We start from the raw sequence: 16450 nt of genomic DNA on the forward strand, positions 1-16450 counted from the left end.
ATTTGCCAGCAAAATTCGAGCATTTCTTGAGCGTCGCCCAAGCCTAAGGCATAGTGTTTTCGATTAAGACAGAGTCGCAACCCGCGATAGGGCGCCGCGATAAGGATTGAGCATGTATTGGGCGGATATTATTGGCATTCTGGCGGTCCTTCTTCTGGTGGCCGCCAACGGCTTCTTCGTTGCCGCTGAATTCTCACTGGTGGCTGTCCGCAAAAGCCGGGTGGCGGAACTCGTCGCCGCCAAGCGGACCAATGCTACGGCTCTTCAGCGCGCAGTGGATCATCTCGATGCCAATCTTGCGGCCACGCAGCTCGGCATCACCATTTCCTCGCTCGCGCTTGGCTGGATCGGTGAACCGGCCCTTGCGCACCTGATCGAACCTGCTTTGAGCGCACTGCCAACCGAATGGGTGAGCTTCGGTTCGCATGCCATCGCGGTTGCGATTGCGTTCATCATCATCACGGCACTGCATATTGTGCTGGGTGAACTCGCACCCAAAAGCCTCGCCTTGCAGCGCAGCGAGGGCACGGCGCTGTTTGTGGTCCGTGCGCTCGGTGCTTTCACCTTTATCTTCTGGCCCGCCATTTCCACGCTCAACGCGCTGGGAAATCTGGTGCTGCGGGTGTGCGGTTTGCAGCCGGGCAACGGGGAGGGATCGACCCATTCTCCGGAAGAGATCAAGCTGCTCGTCGCGGCCAGCCAGCAGGCTGGTCTGATCGAAATGACGCAGCGCGAGGTGGTGGCGCGTGCGCTGACCATCGGTGACCGTCGCGTGGGCGACATCATGACGCCTCGGCGTGAGATCGACTGGGTGGACGCCGACGACACGCAGGAACAGATGCTCAAGACCGTCCGCGAATGTCGCCATGAACAATTGCTGGTCGCGCATCAAAGCATCGACGAACCCATCGGCATGGTTCTCAAGAAAGATCTGCTTGATCAGGTGCTCGACGGTCATGCGGTTAATCCGCTAAAGGCGATCCGGGAACTCGTCGTCGTGCATGAGGCGACGCCGATTTTCCGTGTGCTTGAAATCTTCAAGAAAAGTCCGGTGCGGCTGGTCGTCGTCGTGGATGAATATGGCATCCTCGAAGGCATCGTCACCCAGTCGGACCTGCTGGAAGCCATTGCGGGCGACATACCGGATATTGACGACGAAGAGCCGGATATCGTGACGCGCACGGACGGGTCGCTTCTGATCGACGGTCTGATGTCGGCCCATGAGGCCTTCCATCGTCTGGGATTTACCGAAGTCCCGGAAGATCGCGGCTATCATACGATTGCCGGTTTTGCCCTGCTGCAACTGGGCGACCTGCCTTCTGTTGGCGACAGTTTCGAATATGACAATTGGCGGTTTGAAATCGTCGATATGGACGGTCGGCGCATCGACAAGATTCTCGCGCAGAAATTATAGCTATGTTGTGGATGCCGCTCCGCCGAAAGGTGTAGCGGCTCCGCCTTATACGGCGATATGCTCGGCAGCTCTGTTTGTGCATTCTGCATGCATGAAGATAGAAGCTGAACAGCAACGCCAATTCTGGAACGACTGGAACGCGCAGACCCGCGAAAAAGAGCTGCACGAAATCTCGCGTCGTCAGGCGGAGATGGTCCTCGACAGTCTGGCGCGCACGCGCAGAAGCGGGTTGAAAATCCTCGAAGTCGGCTGTGGTGCGGGGTGGCTCTGTCCAGAGCTGGCCCGGTTTGGCGACGTTGTAGGAACCGACCTATCCGACGAGGTTTTGCAACGGGCGCAGGCGCGCTGGCCGGAAATCAAATTCGTGTCGGGCGATTTCTTCTCGCTGTCCTTCGAGCCGCAATCCTTCGACGTGATTGTCAGTCTGGAAGTGCTGTCGCATGTCGAGAACCAGCCCCATTTCATGGAGCGGCTGGCCGATCTGCTGGTTCCAGGCGGCATGTTGCTCCTCGCGACGCAAAACCGTCCCGTGCTGCAAAAACATTGCAGCGTTGCTCCGCCCGGTCCGGGACAGGTTCGCCGTTGGGTCGACCGGACAGAACTTGCCGGGCTGGCGTCGCCTTTTTTCAAGATAGAACAGTTGCGTTCCATCACGCCCATGGCGCAACGCGGCTACCGGCGTTTCCTGACATCGCAAAAACTCAACAATGCACTCGCGCCGGTGATGGGGCATCGCCTTCGCGATCTGCTGGAAGCCAATGACTGGGGCTGGACGCTGATGCTGAGAGCCACCAGACATCTGGCGGTATAAGAAGCGGCATCTTTTCGATTCAGTTTGAAAGATCCAGCCGACGGCTGAGGTGTAGGCTGACCTGCAGACGGGGGCAAACGCTTTGCTTGCGGCGGCGTAAGCAGACCCGCAGCAAAGGGATATCTAAGCGGGATATTCCCCGGTCACGATTTTAAGCCCACACCGCGCATTCGACTTTTGCAGTGTGCCGCTAATACTTTATTGCCCACAACAAATGATCGGGCTAGCATGGTCCCCATTACAACAACGGCAGGACAAACCTGTCGAAACAAATGGGGAAATAAGATTATGAAAATGGCACGCCTTGCCTTCGCCGGTGCACTTCTCGCAACTGTCACCGGTTTTCATGTTGCGCCTGCTGCGGCGCGCGATCTGACAGTTGTCTCCTGGGGCGGCAACTATCAGGATGCGCAACGCGAAATCTATTTCAAACCGTTGTCGGAAAAGACCGGAAAGCCGCTGCTCGATGAATCCTGGGACGGCGGCTACGGCGTCATTCAGGCCAAGGTGAAGGCTGGCAAGCCCAATTGGGACGTGGTGCAGGTGGAAGCCGAAGAACTGGCGCTTGGCTGTGCCGACGGTCTCTATGAAAAGATCGACTGGGCCAAGCTTGGCGGCAAGGACAAGTTTCTCGACAGCGCGGTCAATGATTGCGGCGTCGGCGCCATCGTCTGGTCAACGGCCATCGCCTATAATGGCGACAAGCTGAAGGATGGCCCCAAGTCCTGGGCGGATTTCTGGGATGTGAAGAAGTTCCCTGGTAAACGCTCGTTGCGCAAGGGTGCAAAATACACGCTTGAATTCGCGCTGCTCGCAGACGGCGTCAAGAAGGACGAAGTCTATGACGTGCTGGGCACGCCTGAAGGCGTCGACCGCGCCTTCAAGAAGCTCGATGAGCTGAAGCCAAATATCGTTTGGTGGGAAGCTGGCGCACAGCCGCTTCAACTGCTGGCATCCGACGAAGTTGTGATGGCCTCGGCCTATAATGGCCGTATCACGGGCATCAATCGTGCTGAAGGCAAGAATTTCAAGGTGGTATGGCCGGGCAGCATCTATGCCGTTGATAGCTGGGTTGTCCTCAAGGACGCCGAGAACAAGGATGCAGGCATGGATTTCATCGCTTTCACAAGCGAGCCTGAAAACCAGGTCAAGCTGCCGAAATTTGTTGCCTATGGTCTTCCAAACAAGGAAGCCGCCAGCAAGGTGCCGGCGGAATTCGCAGGCGATCTGCCAACCGCAGAAGCCAACATGACCGATGCTATTCCGCTCAATGTCGATTTCTGGATCGACAATTCGGAAGAGCTGACGAAGCGTTTCAACGCCTGGCTGGCGCAGTAAGAGGGTAGCCTGAAAAACGCCTATCGCCGTCCCGTCTGCCGTTAAAACAAATAGCTGGAGCGTTTCGTTTAAAACCGGAATCGCTCTGGCGGGTGGACGGGATATTCCGATTGCCGGCAAATGGAGTGATTCATTGACGGACTATCGAATTCGATTTGAGAATATCAGTAAATCCTACGCCGATTTCAAAGTCATAGACGGGCTCAACCTCGATATCGCACGCGGGGAGTTTGTCAGCCTTCTGGGGCCGTCGGGCTCTGGTAAAACCACGCTTCTAATGATGCTCGCAGGCTTTGAAAGTCCGAGCGGCGGTAAGCTCATCGTCGATGGCAAGTCCATCAACGATGTGCCGTCCTATAAGCGCAATATGGGTGTCGTCTTCCAGAACTATGCGCTGTTTCCGCATATGAGTGTCGGCGAGAATGTCGCGTTTCCGCTACAGATGCGCGGGCTTGGCAAGGCGGAAATTTCCGACAAGGTCGGAAAAGTGCTGGATATGGTGCAGCTTTCCACCATGCGCGAGCGCAAGCCATCGCAGCTCTCCGGCGGGCAGCAGCAGCGTGTGGCTCTGGCACGCGCGCTGGTTTTCGAACCGGGCGTGGTGCTGATGGACGAACCGCTCGGCGCGCTCGACAAGCAATTGCGCGAACAGATGCAGCTCGATATCCGCGCTCTGCATAGCCGCCTCGGTTTGACGATTGTTTTCGTGACGCATGACCAGAGCGAGGCTCTGACCATGTCGGACCGCATTGCTGTGTTCAACAAAGGTCAGATTGAACAGATCGGCTCACCGCGCGAAATCTATGACGAACCCAAGACCCGTTTCGTGGCGGAGTTTATCGGCGAAACCAATCTTGCCGAAGGCAAGGTGGAGCGTATCGACGGAACCAATACGTTGATCCGCCTCAACAATGGCGCCGAGCTGAATGCCTCTTCATCGGGGGCGCTGACGCCAGGGCAGAACGTGTTGCTTTCAATCCGCCCGGAGCGGATAGAACTGGGCGGCGAGGGCAGGGCGGACAACAGTCTCAGCACGCGCGTTACCGATAGTGTCTATCAGGGCGACCATCTGCGCATCCAGCTGGATGACAAGGCGCATAATTTCATTGTCCGTCTCGATCGCAAGGCGCGCGAGTGGAAGCCGGGTGTCGATGTGGTGGCGCATTTCAATGCCGCTGATTGCTGGACCATTGTCGCATGACGGTACTTTCCGCCAAGAGCACGCGCTCCGTTTTGCTCATCGCCCCGCTTTTGATCTTCATTGCGCTGTTCTTCTTGTGGCCGCTCGGCGTGATGATGAAACAGGCAATTTCCGATACGGCGGTGCTGCGTGTTTTGCCGCAAACGGCAGAAGCGGTCGGCGCGTGGGACGGTCAATCCGGCCCGACACCGGAGATGAAACAGGCGCTTGTTGCCGATCTCAAGACCTCCACCGACCAGCAGGCTGTCGGCGATATGGTGCGGCGGCTGAACAGCGCCCAGTCGGGCTTTCGTACGCTGATGAGCAAGACGATCTCGGCCATTGAGAAGGGCGATCCCGCGCTCGATCTTGAGGCCGTTGATAAACGCTGGAGCCAACCTCAATATTGGCGCGCAATTGCCAATGCCCTGTCCCCCACCACGGATCGCAATCTATTGGCCGCTGTGGATATGGAACGCGACAGTTCCGGCGAGATTGTTTCCATGGCGCTGGGCACATCGGCAAATCGCGCCATCATGCTGCGCACCTTCTGGATTGCCGCGCTGGTCACATTAGCTTGCGCCGCTATCGGCTATCCCTATGCGGTGTTGCTGGCTTCCGCCACGGGCTGGGTGAAAAGCGCCTTGTTTGCAGCGGTGCTGCTGCCGCTCTGGACGTCGCTTCTGGTGCGCACGGCGGCATGGTTCATTCTGTTGCAGGATAAGGGGTTGATCAACGACACGCTGACCTGGCTCGGGCTTACCAACGGGCCGCTGCCGCTGATATTCAACCGGACCGGCGTGATCATCGCCATGACGCATGTGCTTTTGCCATTCATGGTTTTGCCGATTTACAGCGTGCTGGTGTCCATCCCGAATAATCTGATGCCTGCCGCTGCCTCGCTGGGCGCGCCGCCATGGCGCGCGTTTCTGCGGGTTCTGCTGCCGCTCAGTATGCGTGGAATTCTGTCGGGCATGTTGCTCGTCTTCATGAGCGCGATTGGCTATTACATCACTCCGGCGCTGATCGGCGGTCCGAGCGACCAGATGATCAGCTCGATCATCGCTTATTATGCAACCGGCTCGGCCAATTGGGGCATGGCGGGTGCGCTGGGCATGGTGCTGCTGGTCGTTTGTCTGGTGCTCTACGCGGTCTATGGTCGCCTGACCAACGAAAAGCCGGGGAGGGCATGACCATGGGGCGCTCTGTCAAAATCATCTTCGGCGTCGCCGCGGTCATATTTCTGGTCGCGCCGTTGTTTGCCATCCTGCCGCTGGCATTCACCTCAAGCGTGTTTCTCACCTATCCGGTGCCCAGCTGGTCGATGCGCTGGTTCGAAGAGCTGGCAACGGCTGATGCCTGGCGACGCGCCATCGTCAACAGCCTGATCATCGGCACTGGCACGATGGCGCTGGCGACGGTGCTCGGAACCATGGCGGCGCTTGGCCTGCGCAATCGGGCGCTGTTCCTGTCGGGTCCGATCCGCACGTTGTTTCTGCTGCCGATGGTCGTGCCTGCGGTGGTGATGGGCGTCGGCATGCAATTGCTGTTCGTGCGGCTGGGGATTGCGAATTCCTATTTCGGGGTCATCGTCGCGCATACGGTGGTGTCGATCCCGTTCGTGATGGTGAGCGTCACCGGCGCGCTGGCAGGTATTGACCGGCGCGTGGAACTTGCAGCGGAAAGCCTTGGCGCATCGCCGCTGACGGTGTTCCGCAGGGTGACTTTGCCGCTTGCCATGCCGGGCGTGGTTTCAGGTGCAGTACTGGCTTTCGCCACGTCGCTGGACGAGGTGGTGCTGACGCTATTCGTCGCTGGACCAAACCAGCGAACGCTGGCGCGACAGATGTTTTCCACGATCCGCGAAAACATCAGCCCGGCAATTGCCGCCGCCGCCTTCCTGTTTATCGCGGGAACCCTGATCCTCGGTCTGGCGGCAGTGCTGTTCAAAAGGAAAACACCACGCACGGCTTGAATGAAATTTTCTAGCCGTGCTCAGGCGCCTGCATGAAATAGGGAACCTTTCACTGTGTGAGGGGTTTGAAATTCATGCACCTTTCAAAGGCGAATTCAGAAAGCACCTCGCTTGCGGCGCTATCGGCGGATAATGCCGGATATGCGCTTTTCTTCGATATCGACGGAACCTTGCTGGATCTGGCGCCGACGCCTGACAGCGTCGTGGTCGATCCAGCGCTTGTTGATGCTCTGGAAAAACTGCGCCAGCATTTGTCCGGCGCGGTGGCGCTCGTGACTGGACGCCCCTTGGAATTTGTGGCGGAGCGCTTCCCTTCTTATTCGGGTGCTGTTGCGGCATTGCATGGCACCGAATTCCGCCTTCCGTCGGGGCATGTCGAGATGCTGGAACCCGGCGAACAATTTGCACGCGCCAAGGATTTCATTCGCCAGACGCAGGCGGGCATTGCCGGGCTTCTCGTCGAGGATAAAGGCAATGCTATTGCCGTCCATTTCAGGGCAGCACCCGAGAAGGAAGATATCGCTCGTGAGTTGATCGACGCGGCGGAAAAGCTGGCCGGTCCCGACTGGCGCGTTCAGGCGGGTAAATTCGTTTTCGAATTGCGATCACGCCATGGCGATAAGGGCGCTGCCTTGCGCCGTCTGATGCGGAGTGCGGCCTTTGCCGGTCGTCGTCCGATCGCTTTCGGCGACGATCTGACGGATGTGCCGATGCTGCGCGCTGCGATGGATATGGGCGGGTTGGGCGTTGCGGTCGGCGACGCGATCCGCGACCTGCCCGGGGAGACAATATCCTCTCCGGCGGCTGTTCGGGCCTGGATTATCGACATTGCAGGAAATTGCTAGAGCGGTTCCGGTGAAAACGGAATCGTGGAACCGCTCTAGCTATTTGTTATTACGCATTATCCTACGCAAAACCGCTACGCACTTTTGCTGGAAATGCTCTAACTTTGAGAGGAGAGTGGAGTGGGACGCCTTGTCGTGGTTTCCAACCGGGTGCCCTTGCCGGACAAGCAGGGGAAAGCACCGGCGGGAGGATTGGCCGTCGCCTTGCAGGCGGCTTTGAATGTGCGCGGCGGGGTCTGGTTTGGCTGGTCCGGTGAAACGCTATCCGGCAGGCAAACACACCAGCTCGAAACGAAGCAGGTGGGGCCGATCAGCTACGCTCTGTTGAGCCTGCAAAAGAAAGATATCGACGAATATTACGCTGGCTTCGCCAACCGAATGTTGTGGCCGCTTTGTCATTACCGGCTCGACCTGATCGATTATACGCGCAAGGACATGGCGGGTTATTTTCGAGTCAACCGGTTGTTCGCGCAGCAATTGCTGCCGCTGCTTGAGCCGGACGACATCATCTGGGTGCATGATTATCACCTGATCCCGCTGGCCGAAGAGCTGCGGCGCTGCGGTGTAGAAAATCGCATTGGCTTTTTCATGCATATTCCCTGGCCACCGGCTGATCTACTTTTGACCTTGCCGGTGCATGAGGCGATCATTCGCGGCTTGACGGCCTATGATCTCGTCGGGTTCCAGACTGAAAACGATGTCGAGAATTTCATCGGTGGTTTGCGGCGCGAAAAGATCGGCAAACAGATCGAACCTCGCCGCTTCGAAGCGTTCGGGCGCAGTTTCAGCGTGGACAGTTTCGGCATCGGTATCGAAACGGAGATGTTTGCCGAGATCGCCAGCAAGACTCAGAACAGCCCATCCGTAAAGCGCATGCGCGCCAGCATGAGCGGGCGCGATCTGATCATCGGCGTCGACAGGCTGGATTATTCCAAGGGGATTACCAATCGGCTCGAAGCTTTCGAGCATTTCATGAAAATCGATCCGGTCAATCGCGGCAATGTCACCTTCTTGCAGGTAACGCCGAAGTCGCGAACCGAGGTGCCGGAATATAAGGCGATGCAGCGGGAGGTGGCTGAAATGGCCGGGCGCATCAATGGCGCCAATGCGACCTTCGACTGGACGCCGATCCGCTATATCAACCGGTCTCTCAACCGCGATGTTCTGGCCGGGCTTTATCGCCTGTCAAAGGTGGGGCTGGTCACGCCTTTGCGTGATGGCATGAACCTCGTGGCAAAGGAATATGTCGCGGCGCAAGACCCGGATGATCCGGGTGTGCTTGTGCTGTCACGCTTTGCTGGTGCTGCGCAGGAACTGGACGGCGCGGTGCTGGTCAATCCCTATGACACGGAAGCGGTGGCCTATGCGATAGCGCGTGCGCTCTCCATGCAATTGGAGGAGCGGCAGGAGCGCTTTAATGGCATGATGGATTTTCTGAAAACCCACGACGTCACACGATGGTGCGACGATTTTCTGGCGCGGCTTGCGCCAGAGAAATAGGCAACAGCTTGCGCCCGAAACAGGCGCAAGCTGTTCTTGAAATTTAGGCTACAGCCTTGCCGTAAGTGCGCACGACATTGCGGACGGCTTCCACCATCAGGGCGTGCGGCGTCGGTTCAACGTCACCGGAGGCAACCGCCGGATAAAGCGTGCCCAGATACTGGCTGATCAGCGTTTCCGGTATCTTGCGACCTTCCAGACGCTTCAAAAGTGCATCCACAGCAGCGGTTGCTACCGGGTGCGGCCAGTAATAGCGGATGCGGTCGCTATAGGAGAAATGGCGTTGCAGACGCAGTTCTTCCGCATCGCCATGGTAGTACTTTTCCCAGTTCTTCGGCTCGGCCAGAAGCAGGGCTTCCATTTTGCCGCGCAGGGTTTCTTCTTCCGGCAGCTTGTCGAGGAAAGCCGCAATCTGGTCGAGACCGTAAAGCGCCTCGCGCAGTGCAAAAGTCAGGCCGGGGCCGACTTTCAAAATGGCAAAGCCGTCGTGAACGAGATCGGAAAGCGCTTCCACCGGCTGATAATCGGTCGAATGTGCTTCAAAGACGAATTGCGGCATTTCGCTGAGAACACCGCTCAGCGCCGTCGCCTTTTCGCTGTTGTAGAAGACCACATTCTCGTTGCCGAATTCGACGCCCGGCTGCACCACAACGCCGATGGCGCGGGCAAAGGCATCTTCCAGTCCGAGTGCTGCGAAAGCCTTGCGGTGAATGGCGACTGTTTCGACCGCCGCGCCCGGCTTGGTCAGTTCCAGCTCTTCGATTTCTTCCATCGCACCGCCGGGAATCGGGACTTCGGTGCCGATAATATAGACCGGAAGGTCGTATCCGGCTTCACGGGCTGCGGCTTCGGAAACCTTGGCCAGACGCGCGGCGCGCTCGGCGGTCACGGCATCGGGCAGTGCAACCGGCTCGCCAGCGCAGCCCATCGACGTGTCGAGATGGATCTTGGTGAAGCCCGCGCGCACGAAGGCATCGATCATGACATCCGATTTCAGCAGGGCTTCTTCGGCAGGCAGATGCTTCCACGGGTTCGGGCCGAGATGGTCGCCACCCAGAATGAGCCGCTTGGTGTCGAAACCGACGCGAGCCGCGATGTCTTCCACAAAGCGGCGGAAGTCGGCAGGCGTCATGCCCGTATAGCCGCCGTCCTGATTGACCTGATTGCAGGTGGCCTCGATCAGCACGTCCGTGCTGGTCGCGATGCCTTCAAGAAGGGCGGCCTCAATCACCAGAGGATGCGCAGAGCAGATCGACGTGATGCCGCCGCGAGTTCCGCTGGCGTAACGGGCGGGAAGTGCGCTCAGAACGTTCGTGCTGCTCATGCTGGAACTCCGTTTTTCTGAAGGAAGGCTTCAATTTCGGCCATGGTCGAGGTGCCCTCCATCGGCCCTTTGACACCAACGGCGCGTGCGCCGGTGGCGTTGGCGATGACAAGAGCTTCCTTCGGGGCCATGTCGCGCAGCCAGCAGGTGACGAATGCCGCGCCAAAACTGTCGCCTGCTCCGGTTGGGTCGATTTCATCGACCTTGAAAGCAGGTGCGAAAACTTCGCCAGACTGGTCGAAATAGCTTGCGCCTTCAGCGCCGCGCTTGATCACAACGGCTTTGATACCGCGGGCCAGCAGTTCTTCTACGGCAGCCTTTTCCTCGGTCGCCTTGGTGAAGAGGAAGATTTCCGGGCCGCTTGGCATGAACAGGTCGGTGTTTTCCAGCGCATGGGCCAGTGCCTGGCGCATGCCCGGCAATTCCAGCATTTCCTTGCGGATGTTCGGGTCGAAGGACACTGTGCCGCCCTTCGCCTTGATGCGGATTGTCGCCTCGTGGATCGCCGAAACAATGCCGTCGGAGAACAGGGCCGAACCCATAATATGCAGGTGATCGGTGGTCTCGATCAGCTTTTCAGCTTCCGGCGTCAGGCCGATGGCACTGCATGCGCTGTGCTTGATGTTGAAGATGAAATCGCGATTGCCATCGGGGCGATAACGCACGAAGGCGCTTCCGGTGGCGGCCGTCGGATGTACGCCAATGGCCGAAACATCCACGCCGTCTTTTTGCAGGCGCTCGACATTGAGTGCGCCGAAATCGTCATTGCCGACTGCACTGACCATGCCGCAAGGCTGGCCCATTTTGGCCGCCTGATCGATGAAGATCGCAGGCGCGCCGGAAGCGAACGGGCCGATCAACGGGATGGCAGACTTGAAACCGTTGCCGGTTTCCACGGCCATGATCTCGACGACGATTTCGCCGATGGTGATGATCTTTTTCATAAGCTGCACCGCGATTACGTACGAACGGATTTCGAGCGCACATCGAGCCAGACCGCGACCAGAATGACCACGCCCTTGACGATGAGCTGATAGAAGTAAGGCACCGACAGCATGTTCATGCCGTTATTGATGACGCCGATGATAAGCGCGCCGAGAATGGTGCCGACCATGGTGCCGACGCCGCCAGCAAGCGAGGTGCCGCCCAGCACGACCGCCGCAATGGCGTCGAGTTCGTAGCCCATGCCCGCATTGGTCTGCGCCGAGGACAGACGCGACGACAGGAGAATGCCGCTGATCGCAGCCATGACGCCCGAAAGCATGAAGACGATGATCTTGATGCGGTCGACGCGGATGCCCGAATAGATCGCCGCTTCCTTGTTGCCGCCCGACAGATAGATGCGGCGGCCAAAAACGGTCTTCGACAGCAGGATATAGTTGAAGATGAACAGGACGCCGACGATCCAGATGATGATCGGCAGGCCGAGCCAGTTTTCCGAACCAATGGCGAGCCATGTGTCGTTTTCGATGATTTCAGGTGCACCATTGGTCGGCAGGCTGACCATGCCGCGATAGATGCCCATTGTCGCCACCGTTACGATGAAGGATGGCAGCATCAGCTTTGCCGAAAGCACACCATTCAGCCCGCCCATGATGGCGCCCGCCGCAAGGGTAAAAACAACAGTCGGTACGAAGCCGAAGCCCATGGAGAAGGCTTGCGCCGCCACCATGCCGGAAACCGCGATGATCGAACCGATCGACAGGTCGATTTCACCGAGCAGGATCACATAGGTCATGCCATAGGCGGCAACGGCGATCACCGCCACCTGCTGCATGATGTTCATGAAGTTGTTGAAGGCGAGAAAGCGCGGGTTCAACACCGCGAAGACCACGCAGAGCACGGCCAGCGAGATGATGATGCCGCCATATTGACGGATCAGCGGGGAGCTGAAAAGCGAACGGCGGACTTCCGCGTCCACGGCTTTCTTCTGAAGATTTTGTACGTTGCTCATATGTGCATTCCTGCTGCGTAGCTCATGACGGTTTCGGGCGTGAGGCCATCGGCATCGACAATGGCAGCGACATGCTTGTTATGCATGACGGCCACGCGGTCGCTGAGACCCAGCACTTCCGGCAGTTCGGAGGAAACCATCAGGATCGCCGCGCCATTGGCGGCAAGTTCACGGATGATGCGATAGATTTCGAATTTCGCGCCAACGTCGACACCGCGCGTCGGTTCGTCGAGAATGAGAATGCGCGGCTTTGTTTGCAGCCACTTTGCCAGCACGATCTTCTGCTGGTTGCCGCCGCTGAGCGATCCGGCAACCGTGTCGATGGATGCTGTCTTGATGGCCAGACGCAGCACTTCCGCCCTGGCGGCGGAGCGCTCCGCGCTGGAACGCATCAGGCCGAAGGGCCCCGCCAGCTGACCAAGCCCAACCATATTGATGTTGCGCTCAACGCTATGCGGAAGAACGAGACCTTCTTCCTTGCGGTTCTCGGTCACGAAAGCAATGCCGTTGCGAATGGCATCGGTCGGTGAGGAAAGGGTGATGACCTCACCATCGAGCCGGATTTCGCCCGTTGGACGCAACATCCCGAACAGCGCCTTCATCACATCGGAACGGCCAGAGCCGACAAGCCCGAACAGCCCGAGAACTTCGCCCGCCTTCACATCGATGGTGACGTCATGAAATTTACCCGGCACGGAGAGGTTCTTCGTCGCCAGAATCGGCGGAACATTTTCTGAGGGGCGCGGCGCTTCACGCGGCGGGTAGATATCGTTCATCTCACGACCAACCATCAGCGCGATCAGACGGTCGATGCTGGTTTCACTCTTTTCGGCGGTCGTGACATATTCGCCATCGCGGACAACCGTAATGTCGTCGGAAAGCCGCATGATTTCTTCCATGCGGTGCGAAATATAGATGACGGCAGTGCCCTTCGCTTTCAGCCGCTCGATGATCGAAAACAGAATTTCAGCTTCGCTGTCGGACAGCGACGAGGTCGGCTCATCCAGAATGACGACGTCAGCAGGCTGGCTCAATCCCTTGGCGATTTCGACGAGCTGGCGCTGGGCAATCGAAAGATCGCCGACCTTGGCGCGCGGATCGACCGGAAGTCCGAGATCGGCAACAAGTCTGGTCGCTTCCGCGTTCAGCTCGCGCTCGCGGATGAAGCCGAAGCGGCTTGGCTCGTGGTTCGCGAAAATATTCTCGGCAACAGTCAGGTTGCGGGAGAGGCTCAATTCCTGAAAGACGATGGCGATGCCACTGGCGCGCGCGTCGCGCGGATTCTTCGGCGCATAGGCCGCGCCTTTGAGCAGAATGGTGCCGGAGGTTGGCTTGAACACGCCGGCCAGAATCTTCATCAGCGTGGATTTGCCCGCACCGTTTTCGCCGAGCAGCGTATGCACGCGACCACGACGCACGGTCAGGTTCATGCGCTTCAGCGCTATGACCGGGCCGAAAGATTTCGCGACATCGCGAATTTCCAGAACCGTATCTGCTGCCGTCTTCTGTTCGGATTTGGTGGCTGTCACAGGATCTGTCACTTTTGAGGCCTCCACGCTCCGTTTGCTGCAGTCTGTCACGAACCGGGTGTTACCGGGGTCGCACAGTGCTGCTGTCTAAAGGGATGCGGTGGCGGCTCGGAAAGGGGAGGTTTCCCTGGCCGCCACACGCTGAAAGGAAACAGCGACTGGGAGGAGTGTCGCTGCTTCACGCGGTCTTACTTGGTTTCGCCGTCCTTGGTGACGACGCCCGGAACGATCGGCTGCTTGGCCGGAACGCTCTCGCCCTTGATGACCTTAGCGGCGGTTTCAACCGCAACCTTGCCCATCTGGTCCGGATACTGTGCGATAACGCCGACCATGATCGGGTCGTTCTTCACGGCGTTGCGGGCTTCTTCCATACCGTCGAAGCCGATCACCTTCACTTGGTTTTCGAGCTTGGCAGCCTTCACAGCCGATGCGGCAGCCAGTGCAGCATCGTCGCCGAAGCCGAAGATGCCGACGATATCCGGATTGGCCTGCAGGATGTTCTGCGCGGTGGCCAGAGCTTCCGGACGGGTGATGCCCGGCTGGATCGCCACGATCTTGATGTCCGGGTACTTGGCGATACCCTTCTTGAAACCTTCAATGCGGTCAACAACCGACTGAACCGTCGGGTAGTCGATGACGGCGACATTGCCCTTTTCACCAATGGTCTTGGCCATCAGCTCGGCAGCGCGTTCGCCACCGGCAAAGTTGTCGGTGCCGACGAAGGACGTCACGTCGACATTGTTTGCAGGCACATCGACGGTGATGACCTTGATGCCAGCCTTTTCAGCCTTGTTGATGGCCGAGCGAACGCCCTTGCTGTCAACCGGCGAAATGATGATGACGTCGACGCCCTTGGTGATGAAATCTTCCACATCGGCGAGCTGCTTGCTCAGATCCTGATTGGCGATGGAGATTTCGAGCGGCACGTTTTCTGCCTGCGCTTCCTTCTTCATCGCTTCTGCGAGCGAGATGTAGAAAGGATGCTGCTGGGTGAGAAGCGATGCGCCAACACCTTCGGCAGAGGCAACGCCTGCCATCATGGCCAGAGCGACGCCGGAAAAGAGAATACGGCCGAGAGAATTGCGAAACATGATTTCCTCCGAATGAACCGGCGCTTGCCGGGCTGTCCTTCTAACAGGGACATGAATGATGACTTACCTGCTGGTTCATCAGACCTTTGCGCTTTGCGTCAGTCTTCAAACCTCCCGGAAGGGCAGGTGCCTTCAGCTCATTATCGAGCTTCTCTAGACATGATGGAGCTTGTTCAACGTGTCAATATATAATTTTCCACGTGTAAAATTTATAACGATCTAAATTCGCTTAAGGAGTATCAAATCCGGGCCGTCCAGCGGGGCCTATCAGCTTTTGTCGCTGGATTGGGCGTCTCTGTCGATGAAATTCAAGTTGCTTCTGCGAAGAAAAAAATTTACGCATGAAAAAATATTGAGGCGTGGAGTGAGCGTCTCGGCACCTGGTAGGGGATAGCCCGAGGAAAGCGGAGCATGGCTGAAAACAAGATCAGGACGATGGAGGAGTTCGCTGTGGCGAGCGGTTTGTCGCGTCCTACGGTCTCGAAATATTTCGATAATCCTGAAAGCGTAAAGCCTTCGACGCGGGCCCGCATCGAGAAGGCGCTGAAGGATCACAACTATCAGCCCAATATTTTTGCCGTCAGTCTCAACCGCAAGAAGCCGAAGAATATCGGCGTCATCGTTCCGCATATTTCAGATCCGTTCTACGCCGAAATCATTCGCCAGATCGAATTGCGATGCCTTGCCGAAGGTTACTGGACTATCGTTCTGTCGTCGCATGGCGAGCGCAAGCTTGAAGCACGCGCCATGCGCTCGCTGATGTCTCTCAAGATCGCCGGTGTCCTGATGGCGCCGCTCGGTTTCGAAACCGACACCAAGCTTCTGACCAGCCTTTCCGATTCCATGCCCGTGGTGTTTCTGGACAGCCGCATCGGCGAGGACCAGCCCTTTGTCGGTACCGACAACCGGGTCAGCATTGGCAACATTACGGAATATCTGTGCAGGACTGGCGAGCATCCCTGTTTTCTGGAAATGCCTGCCGTCAACCAGAACGCGCTTGAGCGCCGTGCGGCTTACATCGCCACGATGGAACGGCTCGGTATCGAGCCCATCGTTTTGCCGATGACGCCAAAAAACTGGAGTTTTGAAGAGCTTGGCTATCAGGAGGCGGGCCGTATTCTCGACCGCGGCGGTTTCCCGACGCGCACGGTCCTTTGCGCCAATGATCGTCTGGCCTTCGGTGTGATTTCGGCCGCCTTTGAGCGCAGACGTCATGTCGGGCGGGAAGAAGGCAGCGATCTGCGGGTTGCCGGACACGACGATCATCCGCTCAGCCGCTTCACCTGCCCGCCCTTGACGACGGTTGCCCAGGATTACCGCCAGATCGCGCAGCTTGGTCTGGATATGCTGTTCTCACGCATTAACGAACAGGACAGCAGCGCCGCGACCGGCGAGGATATCCGTTATCTCGACAGCCATCTGATCATGCGTAGTTCGGCCTGACGGGTTCTTTCCCGTCGCATTATCCTGCGCAAAACCGCTTCACACT

General features: G+C 58.0%; 14 protein-coding genes. 9 read left to right on the forward strand and 5 right to left on the reverse strand.

Going from position 1 to position 16450, the window contains the following annotated elements:
* Positions 1 to 112 precede the first annotated feature (112 nt).
* The 8 genes from ACTJKP_RS16595 to otsA all read left to right on the forward strand — a co-directional run bounded on the left by ACTJKP_RS16595 (position 113) and on the right by otsA (position 9063).
* Entirely contained in the window at positions 113 to 1414 is a 1302-nt protein-coding gene (locus ACTJKP_RS16595; RefSeq protein WP_078338337.1) for a hemolysin family protein, read from the forward strand.
* A gap of 91 nt (positions 1415 to 1505) precedes the next feature.
* Complete coding sequence (locus ACTJKP_RS16600) at positions 1506 to 2225, forward strand: class I SAM-dependent methyltransferase (RefSeq protein WP_440631447.1); 720 nt, start codon at positions 1506 to 1508, stop codon at positions 2223 to 2225.
* A gap of 288 nt (positions 2226 to 2513) precedes the next feature.
* The gene (locus ACTJKP_RS16605) at positions 2514 to 3563 is read left to right on the forward strand and encodes an ABC transporter substrate-binding protein (RefSeq protein WP_440631448.1); all 1050 of its coding nucleotides are present in this window, start codon (positions 2514 to 2516) and stop codon (positions 3561 to 3563) included.
* Positions 3564 to 3696: 133 nt separating this feature from the next.
* The gene (locus ACTJKP_RS16610) at positions 3697 to 4764 is read left to right on the forward strand and encodes an ABC transporter ATP-binding protein (protein ID WP_440631449.1); all 1068 of its coding nucleotides are present in this window, start codon (positions 3697 to 3699) and stop codon (positions 4762 to 4764) included.
* The gene (locus ACTJKP_RS16615) at positions 4761 to 5936 is read left to right on the forward strand and encodes an ABC transporter permease (protein WP_440631450.1); all 1176 of its coding nucleotides are present in this window, start codon (positions 4761 to 4763) and stop codon (positions 5934 to 5936) included. Before ACTJKP_RS16610 ends, ACTJKP_RS16615 begins: the two co-directional genes overlap by 4 nt.
* A 2-nt stretch (positions 5937 to 5938) precedes the next feature.
* The gene (locus tag ACTJKP_RS16620; protein ID WP_138787001.1) at positions 5939 to 6718 is read left to right on the forward strand and encodes an ABC transporter permease; all 780 of its coding nucleotides are present in this window, start codon (positions 5939 to 5941) and stop codon (positions 6716 to 6718) included.
* A 74-nt stretch (positions 6719 to 6792) separates the two neighbouring features.
* Positions 6793 to 7563 carry a trehalose-phosphatase gene (gene otsB, locus ACTJKP_RS16625; RefSeq protein WP_440631451.1) on the forward strand — a complete coding sequence of 257 codons (771 nt, stop codon included), beginning with the start codon at positions 6793 to 6795 and terminating at the stop codon, positions 7561 to 7563.
* Between the two features lie 120 nt (positions 7564 to 7683).
* Positions 7684 to 9063 (forward strand): alpha,alpha-trehalose-phosphate synthase (UDP-forming), encoded by a 1380-nt coding sequence (otsA, locus tag ACTJKP_RS16630; protein ID WP_440631452.1) that lies wholly within the window; start codon positions 7684 to 7686, stop codon positions 9061 to 9063.
* 43 nt (positions 9064 to 9106) lie between these two features.
* On the opposite strand, the gene ACTJKP_RS16635 is transcribed toward otsA, so the two are convergent.
* From ACTJKP_RS16635 to ACTJKP_RS16655, 5 genes are all read right to left on the reverse strand, one after another.
* Positions 9107 to 10387: a D-tagatose-bisphosphate aldolase, class II, non-catalytic subunit gene (locus tag ACTJKP_RS16635; protein ID WP_440631453.1), complete on the reverse strand. Its 1281-nt coding sequence runs from the start codon at positions 10385 to 10387 to the stop codon at positions 9107 to 9109.
* On the reverse strand, positions 10384 to 11331 hold the full coding sequence (locus tag ACTJKP_RS16640) for a tagatose kinase (RefSeq protein WP_440631454.1): 948 nt from the start codon (positions 11329 to 11331) through the stop codon (positions 10384 to 10386). The genes ACTJKP_RS16635 and ACTJKP_RS16640 overlap by 4 nt, the downstream gene beginning before the upstream one ends.
* A gap of 14 nt (positions 11332 to 11345) precedes the next feature.
* Entirely contained in the window at positions 11346 to 12341 is a 996-nt protein-coding gene (locus tag ACTJKP_RS16645) for an ABC transporter permease (protein ID WP_440631455.1), read from the reverse strand.
* On the reverse strand, positions 12338 to 13882 hold the full coding sequence (locus tag ACTJKP_RS16650; protein WP_440631456.1) for a sugar ABC transporter ATP-binding protein: 1545 nt from the start codon (positions 13880 to 13882) through the stop codon (positions 12338 to 12340). The genes ACTJKP_RS16645 and ACTJKP_RS16650 overlap by 4 nt, the downstream gene beginning before the upstream one ends.
* A 176-nt stretch (positions 13883 to 14058) precedes the next feature.
* On the reverse strand, positions 14059 to 14961 hold the full coding sequence (locus ACTJKP_RS16655) for a substrate-binding domain-containing protein (protein ID WP_151589805.1): 903 nt from the start codon (positions 14959 to 14961) through the stop codon (positions 14059 to 14061).
* A gap of 411 nt (positions 14962 to 15372) precedes the next feature.
* Here ACTJKP_RS16655 and ACTJKP_RS16660 point away from each other — a divergent pair, with 411 nt between their 5' ends.
* Positions 15373 to 16404, forward strand: a complete 1032-nt coding sequence (locus ACTJKP_RS16660; protein WP_151589804.1) for a LacI family DNA-binding transcriptional regulator — start codon at positions 15373 to 15375, stop codon at positions 16402 to 16404.
* Positions 16405 to 16450 lie beyond the last annotated feature (46 nt).

This window comes from Brucella sp. 22210 (genome assembly GCF_052045675.1).
Taxonomy (GTDB): domain Bacteria; phylum Pseudomonadota; class Alphaproteobacteria; order Rhizobiales; family Rhizobiaceae; genus Brucella.

Excerpts from the sequence above, each read along its gene's own strand:
- ACTJKP_RS16595 (WP_078338337.1), top strand. The coding sequence starts at position 113 with ATGTATTGGGCGGATATTATTGGCATTCTGGCGGTCCTTCTTCTGGTG.
- ACTJKP_RS16600 (WP_440631447.1), top strand. The coding sequence starts at position 1,506 with ATGAAGATAGAAGCTGAACAGCAACGCCAATTCTGGAACGACTGGAAC.
- ACTJKP_RS16605 (WP_440631448.1), top strand. The coding sequence starts at position 2,514 with ATGAAAATGGCACGCCTTGCCTTCGCCGGTGCACTTCTCGCAACTGTC.
- ACTJKP_RS16615 (WP_440631450.1), top strand. The coding sequence starts at position 4,761 with ATGACGGTACTTTCCGCCAAGAGCACGCGCTCCGTTTTGCTCATCGCC.
- ACTJKP_RS16620 (WP_138787001.1), top strand. The coding sequence starts at position 5,939 with ATGGGGCGCTCTGTCAAAATCATCTTCGGCGTCGCCGCGGTCATATTT.
- otsB (WP_440631451.1), top strand. The coding sequence starts at position 6,793 with ATGCACCTTTCAAAGGCGAATTCAGAAAGCACCTCGCTTGCGGCGCTA.
- ACTJKP_RS16635 (WP_440631453.1), bottom strand. The coding sequence starts at position 10,387 with ATGAGCAGCACGAACGTTCTGAGCGCACTTCCCGCCCGTTACGCCAGC.
- ACTJKP_RS16640 (WP_440631454.1), bottom strand. The coding sequence starts at position 11,331 with ATGAAAAAGATCATCACCATCGGCGAAATCGTCGTCGAGATCATGGCC.
- ACTJKP_RS16645 (WP_440631455.1), bottom strand. The coding sequence starts at position 12,341 with ATGAGCAACGTACAAAATCTTCAGAAGAAAGCCGTGGACGCGGAAGTC.
- ACTJKP_RS16655 (WP_151589805.1), bottom strand. The coding sequence starts at position 14,961 with ATGTTTCGCAATTCTCTCGGCCGTATTCTCTTTTCCGGCGTCGCTCTG.
- ACTJKP_RS16660 (WP_151589804.1), top strand. The coding sequence starts at position 15,373 with ATGGCTGAAAACAAGATCAGGACGATGGAGGAGTTCGCTGTGGCGAGC.